This window comes from Siminovitchia thermophila (assembly GCF_016909185.1).
GTDB lineage: Bacteria > Bacillota > Bacilli > Bacillales > Bacillaceae_C > Siminovitchia > Siminovitchia thermophila.
Map to the genome: position 1 here is coordinate 1 of NZ_JAFBFH010000060.1, position 7,400 is coordinate 7,400.

Consider the following 7,400-nt stretch of genomic DNA (forward strand, 5'->3'; position numbering starts at 1 on the left):
AGAATACTTCTTTTACATAAGTATAAAAAAATTGGAAGTCATGTTGGGTAGGTGAGATTCCATCTCACTTCACCCCAACATTTGACATAGAACCAGCAAAAAAAGCAGATCGGCATGATCTGCTTTTTTGCTTATTCTTCTTCCTTATTTCCCGATTTCAAATCGAAATAAGCTCTTAATACTCTTTTTCCGATATCCATATTGACGTTATTTGGGGTTGACCCGACATAATAGGCCGAAGGAACGACAACCGCCATGGCAATTTCCGGATTTTCATATGGTGCATATGCAACAAGCGACAAGTTCCATACTTTCCTGCCCCGGTCCACTGTTTCCGCCGTACCTGTTTTGCCGGCCGGACTGTACGGTTCCCCCGCAAAGGACCTTCCGGTTCCACGCGGTTCTGTAAATACGCCCCGGAAACCTCTTTGAACCCTCTTCACCCACTCTTCTGAAGCATTCACTCTATTTAACACTTTTGGTTCAACCTCTTTTGCAACGGGACCCACTGGTTCCTTTCCGTCTGCCGGGTCTCTGATTTCCTTGACAACATGGGGTTGTACCCGATAGCCGCCGTTGGCGATCGTTGAAACGTATTGCGCCATTTGCAGCGGCGTATAAGAATCATATTGGCCAATCGCAAAGTCGAGCACATTACCGGCATTCGCTTGTTCGATATCGCCACGGAAGCCAATTTGCTCGCCAGGCAAGTCAATTCCGGTCCGAATACCCAAGCCGAACTGGCTGAAATGCTCTCGCATTACCCGGAAGGCTTTTTCTTTGTTAATGGCCAACGACTGTCCTCTGCGGTATTGGCCTTCGCCGATGGCGATCGCCGTTTTATACATATACACGTTCGAAGAACGGACCAAAGCCATGTAATCATTAATGGAAACATATCCGCTTCTGTTAAAGTGGGAACTTTTTGTCGGCGTGCCTTTTATATGCAAAGGTTCATCAACCATTGTCTTTCCAGGATGATTGACACCCGTCATATAACCAGTTAAGATAGTCGCGCCTTTTACAGATGAGCCCACTACATAAGAGGTATTGAAATTTCCAGCGGCAAAGTCGACAAATTTGTAGCGTTTTTCTTCTTCGTCATAGGCATATTGTTTGCCTGACATTGTCAGTATTTCTCCAGTGCGAGGATCCATCAAGACGACGAAGGCCCGATCCAAAAGACCCGTACCGCCCCTGGCTTTCGTCTTGCGGATTTCTTCCTCAAGAATTTTATCGACTTCCTTCTGCAGGTCCATATTAAGTGTCAATATGAGGTCTTTGCCACGCTCTCCTTCGGAAAGGACTTTGGTTTCCAGGACCTTGCCTTGACGCGTCACATTTTTAACCTTTTCTTTTTGGCCCCGCAGTACATCTTCATATTGAAGCTCAATATAACTTTTTCCGACACGGTCGTTTCTGCTGTAGCCGCGGGACATATAATAATCGAGCTTTTCAAGTGGCAGTCCGTCTGTCACCCCGCCCAAAATGGAACGGAGCGTTTCATCATACGCGTATTTTCTTTCCCAGTCTGTTGTCGTATCGATCCCCGGAAGCATAGGCAGATTTTCGCTAACGCGCGCAAACTCTTCCAACGAAACATCTTCATTTTTAATCATTTGCTGTGTCATCGCGTAACCGCTTGTCAGTTCACGATAGATCGCCAATACTTCCAAATCATCGGCCGTAAGTGAGGCCAAATCTTGTTCCGTGACACGCTCCCTTTGGAGCTTGTATAACTCGTCATCTTTTCCTTTCAGCTTTTCCTGTTCTTCCTTCGTCACTCTTGCCAAAGCTTCTTTCGGGTTTTTCATGATCCAAAAGTCCACTTTGTCGCGTTCTGTAATTTTTTCCGTATCTTTGTCAATCAATTGTGCAAGCCTTTCGGCCACTTTCAGCGTTTCTTTCTGGTCGAATTTGTTCGGGATCATATATGTAATCGCCCTGCGCGGCTCGTTGTCCACAACGAGATTATAATTCCGGTCATATATTTTCCCCCGCGGAACCGATGTGCTGACCGTCACGTCTTCTGTCCGCTCGATTTCCCTTTTGGCATCTTCACCGTATACGATTTGGATGACACCAAGACGCAGTATTAACAGTGAAAATAACAAAAATACGACAAAAAACAACATGTTCATTCTGAATGATACATGGTTTTTCTTTTTTGCTTTTTTGCTATTCAATTCTTCCAGCCCTTTCCCCATCATCCATATCTTTATTGTAAAAGAAAAATGGATTTATTGCTACAATGAATCATGATTCTATGGAGAATGTGGCAACTTTACTTTTTGTAAAAGAAGTGCAGCCAGGGTATGGCCGGTTCCGATTAACATGAGCAATATGGGAATGCTTTTTTCATCCTGAAAGAAAACAACGGCTGCTATAAAAGAAAGGACAGATACAATTCGGCCGGAATTTAAAAAAACCTCTTTGACAACGACATATTCAACTCTCATTTCAGCCGCTTTCCAGCTTTTCCCGATCACATCATATGTCATCGAAAAATAAGGAACGAGCATAATCGGATAAGCAATCGCTATGACGGCGGCATATAAAAGCAGCCGCGGATAGGAAAAGTTGAAAACGATTAAAAAGATGGCTCCATATAAGATGAATCCGCCAATCAACATCGCCTTTTTCCTGAGGCTATTATAAATAAAACGACCTGCAAGGGTATAAGCAATGAAGGCTATTCCGGAATTAATGAAACCGAATGTTCCCAGTGCCAATTCACTGCCTGTGGCGATAAAAACAAAAACCGAAATAATAAAAATAAAGGTCCCGTCCCGCAACCCTTGAAGGAAGTGGGCATTTGTTATGTAGCGCCAATTAGGGTTGTTTTTTCTTTCCTTCAGCACTCTGAAAAAACAATAGACTCCTCTTGCCGGGCGGCGTTTAATAAAAAAACTGAAAATCACAGCCAACGCAAATAGCGCAAGCGATATAGCAAAAATGAGGGTATACCCCGCATTGGATTCGAATCGCGTAATGATAAACCCAGCCGAAATGGGACCGATAACTCCGCCCGCGGATGAAAGCGTTCCGAGAAAACCGTTAAACAAGTCCCTCGTTTCCGGTTCCGTAATTTCGAAAGTTAACACATTATAAGCAAGCCAATAAAAGCCGTAGCCGATCCCCAGGAGACTCCCAAGCATCACCAAGTGGCGTTCTGCCCCCGCGCCCAAAAACAGAACAACCATAAAAAAAAGAGCCAAAAAAATGACGCCGATTCGAAGGACAATGACTCTGTCAACTTTTTTGGCCCATCTTCCGGCCAAGATAAATGTTAATGGTTGCATAACAACAATGGCTAAGTTATATATGCCAATATCCAAAAACTTCCCTGACTGCTTCCATAAAAAAATATTGACGAACGTATTGGACAGGGCAATGCTTAAAGAATAAAGACCGCCAATAAAGAGAAGCAATGCTAAATCTTTCGGCACCTCTACATCGCCTAATAAGTTTTTCAGCTTCATCATGACATTACTCCCCTTTTCACTTGTATTTTTTGTGAAAAGGGAAGTTTTATACTAAAAAAACGAATCACCCGGAAAATAGGCAATTCGTTTTTTGTTTATATATTTATTTTGCTTCGCTGTAAAGTTTTTCAACTTCGGTCCAGTTAACCACATTCCAGAAAGCTTTCATGTATTCAGGACGGCGGTTTTGGTATTTCAAGTAGTAGGCATGCTCCCAAACATCAAGACCCAAAATAGGCGTTTTGCCTTCCATCAACGGGCTATCCTGGTTTGGCGTGCTGGTGATTTCCAACTCTCCATTGTTGACAATAAGCCATGCCCAGCCGGAACCGAATCGTCCAGCTCCTGCTGCTTCAAATTGCTCTTTGAACTTGTCGAAGCTGCCAAATTTGCTTTCAATGGCACTTTTTAGCTCTCCGCTTGGCTCGCCGCCTCCTTCAGGAGATAGCAATTTCCAGAATAAGGAGTGGTTTGCGTGCCCTCCCCCGTTATTACGTACGGCTGTTCTAATAGACTCGGGAACAGCATCCAGGTTGGAGATTAGTTCTTCAACAGATTTACTTGCCAAGTCACTGTGACCTTCTACAGCTTTGTTTAAATTGGTAACATATGTGTTATGGTGCTTGGTGTGGTGAATGTTCATTGTTTCCTTATCGATATGAGGCTCCAATGCGTCGTATGCATAAGGTAATTGCGGCAATTCATATGCCATATGAATCTCCTCCTATGTAATTATTGGGACTGGTGACGATCCCTGTTTTACAACCTAAGATTAACAAAATCTGTTACCGCATTCAAACTTTATGCTTGTCCCAAGAAGAAACGCCTTGATGAAACGTAATAAAAGCAAAGCAATCTGCCATCAAAAAACATGACGCTCCACATCCGCTGTCTCAAAAAAACTTGCAGCAAGTCTGATCCTTTGCGCCCGCTCATACCGCAAGGGCGCAAAGGGCGGTACAGTATATATTATCTATAACACAAGAACCAGAAAATAAACCACCATAATCAATTGAATAACTAATTTGACAACTACACTGCCAATAAATCCAGCTACCGAGCCTATGCCGATTTTAACAGCTGTTTTCACGTCCGTTCGGTGAACAATCAACTCTCCTAAAATGGCCCCAATAAAAGGCCCCAGCAAGATTCCCGCTACCGGAATGACAAACGGTCCGACCAGTAAGCCGATAGTGCTCCCCCATACTCCCGCTTTTGATCCGCCAAATTTTTTAACACCAAACAGGTTGGCCAAATAATCCGCAATAAAGATAAGAAGAACAAATAAAGATTGAATGACCCAAAACAGCGGATTGAAAGGTTCAAATGAAAAGAATAATCCGTAAAGAATAAACGAACCCAACAAAAAAACAACACCCGGTATAATTGGGTATATCAGGCCTGCAAAAGCCAATAAAATCGACAAAACTATAATTGTCCAGTATAACCATTCCATAAGCACAACTTCCCTTCCAAAAAAATTTCTTCTTGTACAACACTTTCACTAAAACATATTTTCGACATTTTTAGCAATATTTTTGTAACATCTTGATTCTTCCCCCTGGAAACCTCAAAATAAAGGTTCGGGTGTCATTACTATGAAGGAGTGAATACAGTGAGAAAGATTTCTCTCCTGACCATTTTCTATAAAAGTTTATACTCTCCAAAAGAAATTGCCAAGTATCGGTTCCTCCCGATTGGAAAAGCAATCCAACATGTTTTTCTCATTGCCTTGCTTTTTTCTCTTGGATCCATCATTCAAAATATGACCGAAAACGGTTTTCTTCCCGGCCAAGCCGGTGAAGTCATGAAGGATCCCGGAGCAAAAGGAATATTTGCGGCTTTATATTTACTTGCAACATTCGGCATTAACGCAGCGCTTCTTTTTATAGCGATCACTTTGATCGCCGCTGTCGGGGAACCAGCCGCGCGGTTTCAGGAAAGAAAGCTTCCTTATAGACAAAGCTGGAGGGTGACTGCGTTTAGCATGACGTTACCCGCTCTTCTGTTCGGACTGCTGTACGTCTTTCACATCCAAAGCCCATATTTCATGTTATTGGCCTTTGCAGGCACGATCGCCATGATATTGTTAAGTATCCGCTCCATTCCAAAACCGCGAAAAAGAACATGAGATTGTTTTACTGGCAATTGAATCTCCCCTTTGAAATGGGGGTAAAATCTTACTGGCTGTCCCTACAGCAAAATAATTCAAGAATATTTCCCGATCTCTCTTCATATATATGGGACAACTTATATGAAGAGGCGGGATCGTTGTTGAAAAAGATCGCGATTTTTGTGGCGGCACTGATCATTCTATATAGTATCTATTACGATTTAACGACAGGCACACTTCCGGTTTCAATGGCAACCGCTGGCATTGAAGAACATAAGAGCAAACAAGACCAGCCGGCCATCCCTTATACGACCAAAAAAGTGAAACGCGGGGATACGGTTCTTTCCATTGCAGAGAATATACATGATGGCCCCCTCCCGGTGCCTATTGAGCAAATGGTTGATGATTTTCGGGAATTAAACGGCCAAATTGAACCAAATCACATTCAAATAAACGAAACATACAAGTTCCCAGTATATAAATGAACAGCCATGGAAGTTGTCAACTTCACCAAATCATTGATACAATATTCACGTAACCATCACGAGGGATTTTTATAAAGGAGAGAATACCTTTGGGTACAATTATACATCGATCCAAGACCCGTCCGGTAAAAGTGGGCAATGTAACCATTGGCGGAAGCAACGAACTGATTATTCAAAGCATGACGACATCCAAAACACATGATGTCGATGCCACGGTAAAAGAAATTGCCCGCCTTGAAGAAGCCGGATGCCAAATTGTGAGAGTCGCTTGCCCTGACGAAAGAGCGGCCAATGCCATTTCGGAAATAAAAAAACGAATCAATATTCCACTTGTCGTAGATATCCATTTTGATTATCGCCTTGCCCTAAAAGCAATCGAAGGCGGAGCAGACAAAATCCGGATCAACCCGGGAAATATAGGAAAAAGAGAAAAAGTGGAAGCTGTTGTCAAGGCTGCAAAAGAAAAAGGCATTCCGATCCGCATCGGTGTTAATGCCGGCAGTCTGGAAAGACATATACTCAATAAATACGGCTATCCTACCGCCGATGGCATGGTCGAAAGCGCCCTGCATCATATAAAAATTCTTGAGGATCTCGACTTCCACGATATTATCGTTTCTTTAAAGGCTTCGGATGTCAATTTGGCCATTGAAGCTTATGAAAAAGCCGCCATGGCATTTGACTATCCATTACATCTAGGGATTACAGAAAGCGGCACTTTGTTTGCCGGAACAGTGAAAAGCTCTGCCGGACTAGGAGCCATTTTAAGCAGAGGAATTGGAAATACCCTGCGTATCTCTTTAAGCGCAGACCCGGTTGAAGAAGTAAAAGTCGCGAGAGAACTTCTGAAAGCATTCGGCCTTATTTCCAATGCGGCAACGCTTGTTTCCTGCCCAACATGCGGAAGAATTGAAATTGATCTGATCAGTATTGCCAACGAAGTCGAAGAATACATTCAAAAAATAAAAGCCCCGCTGAAAATATCCGTTCTGGGCTGCGCTGTTAACGGGCCTGGAGAAGCGCGCGAAGCTGATATCGGAATCGCCGGCGCTCGCGGTGAAGGCTTGCTATTTAAAAAAGGAAAAACCGTGCGCAAAGTACCGGAGGAAACGATGGTTGAAGAGTTGAAAAAAGAAATCGATATTATGGCGGAAGAATACTTCAGAAAGCAAGCGGAAGAAGCCAAAAAGGAAGAAACGCAAAAAGTATAACAAGAGGCTGAGACATAAGCAAATACGAAATAGCAAAAACCGAACAATTCATTTATAATTGTTCGGTTTATTTGTGTTAAAAAAATCCCTATCATCGCTACGTCAA

7 protein-coding genes are annotated in these 7,400 nt (G+C 43.0%); 3 read left to right on the forward strand and 4 right to left on the reverse strand.

The window, feature by feature from the left end; all coding sequences use genetic code 11:
- Positions 1-131: 131 nt before the first annotated feature.
- From JOC94_RS22115 to JOC94_RS22130, 4 genes are all read right to left on the reverse strand, one after another.
- Complete coding sequence (locus JOC94_RS22115) at positions 132-2,210, reverse strand: peptidoglycan D,D-transpeptidase FtsI family protein (RefSeq protein WP_077109968.1); 2,079 nt, start codon at positions 2,208-2,210, stop codon at positions 132-134.
- 54 nt (positions 2,211-2,264) lie between these two features.
- Positions 2,265-3,485 carry an MFS transporter gene (locus tag JOC94_RS22120; RefSeq protein WP_205180369.1) on the reverse strand — a complete coding sequence of 407 codons (1,221 nt, stop codon included), beginning with the start codon at positions 3,483-3,485 and terminating at the stop codon, positions 2,265-2,267.
- Positions 3,486-3,588: 103 nt separating this feature from the next.
- A complete protein-coding gene (gene sodA / locus JOC94_RS22125) occupies positions 3,589-4,197 on the reverse strand; it encodes a superoxide dismutase SodA (RefSeq protein ID WP_077109966.1) in 609 nt (202 codons plus the stop codon).
- 261 nt (positions 4,198-4,458) lie between these two features.
- Entirely contained in the window at positions 4,459-4,941 is a 483-nt protein-coding gene (locus JOC94_RS22130; protein WP_077109975.1) for a DUF456 domain-containing protein, read from the reverse strand.
- Positions 4,942-5,100: 159 nt separating this feature from the next.
- Here JOC94_RS22130 and JOC94_RS23425 point away from each other — a divergent pair, with 159 nt between their 5' ends.
- The 3 genes from JOC94_RS23425 (at position 5,101) to ispG (ending at position 7,294) form a co-directional block, all read left to right on the forward strand.
- Positions 5,101-5,616: a DUF1189 family protein gene (locus JOC94_RS23425; RefSeq protein ID WP_205180370.1), complete on the forward strand. Its 516-nt coding sequence runs from the start codon at positions 5,101-5,103 to the stop codon at positions 5,614-5,616.
- Between the two features lie 140 nt (positions 5,617-5,756).
- On the forward strand, positions 5,757-6,083 hold the full coding sequence (locus tag JOC94_RS22140; protein ID WP_205180371.1) for a LysM peptidoglycan-binding domain-containing protein: 327 nt from the start codon (positions 5,757-5,759) through the stop codon (positions 6,081-6,083).
- 98 nt (positions 6,084-6,181) lie between these two features.
- Positions 6,182-7,294, forward strand: coding sequence for a flavodoxin-dependent (E)-4-hydroxy-3-methylbut-2-enyl-diphosphate synthase (ispG, locus tag JOC94_RS22145; RefSeq protein WP_171973803.1), 1,113 nt, complete (start codon positions 6,182-6,184; stop codon positions 7,292-7,294).
- The last annotated feature ends 106 nt before the right edge of the window (positions 7,295-7,400 follow it).

Bases quoted from the DNA above. Each gene is read 5' to 3' on its own strand.
- JOC94_RS22115 (WP_077109968.1), bottom strand. From the start codon at position 2,210: ATGATGGGGAAAGGGCTGGAAGAATTGAATAGCAAAAAAGCAAAAAAG.
- JOC94_RS22120 (WP_205180369.1), bottom strand. From the start codon at position 3,485: ATGATGAAGCTGAAAAACTTATTAGGCGATGTAGAGGTGCCGAAAGAT.
- sodA (WP_077109966.1), bottom strand. From the start codon at position 4,197: ATGGCATATGAATTGCCGCAATTACCTTATGCATACGACGCATTGGAG.
- JOC94_RS22130 (WP_077109975.1), bottom strand. From the start codon at position 4,941: ATGGAATGGTTATACTGGACAATTATAGTTTTGTCGATTTTATTGGCT.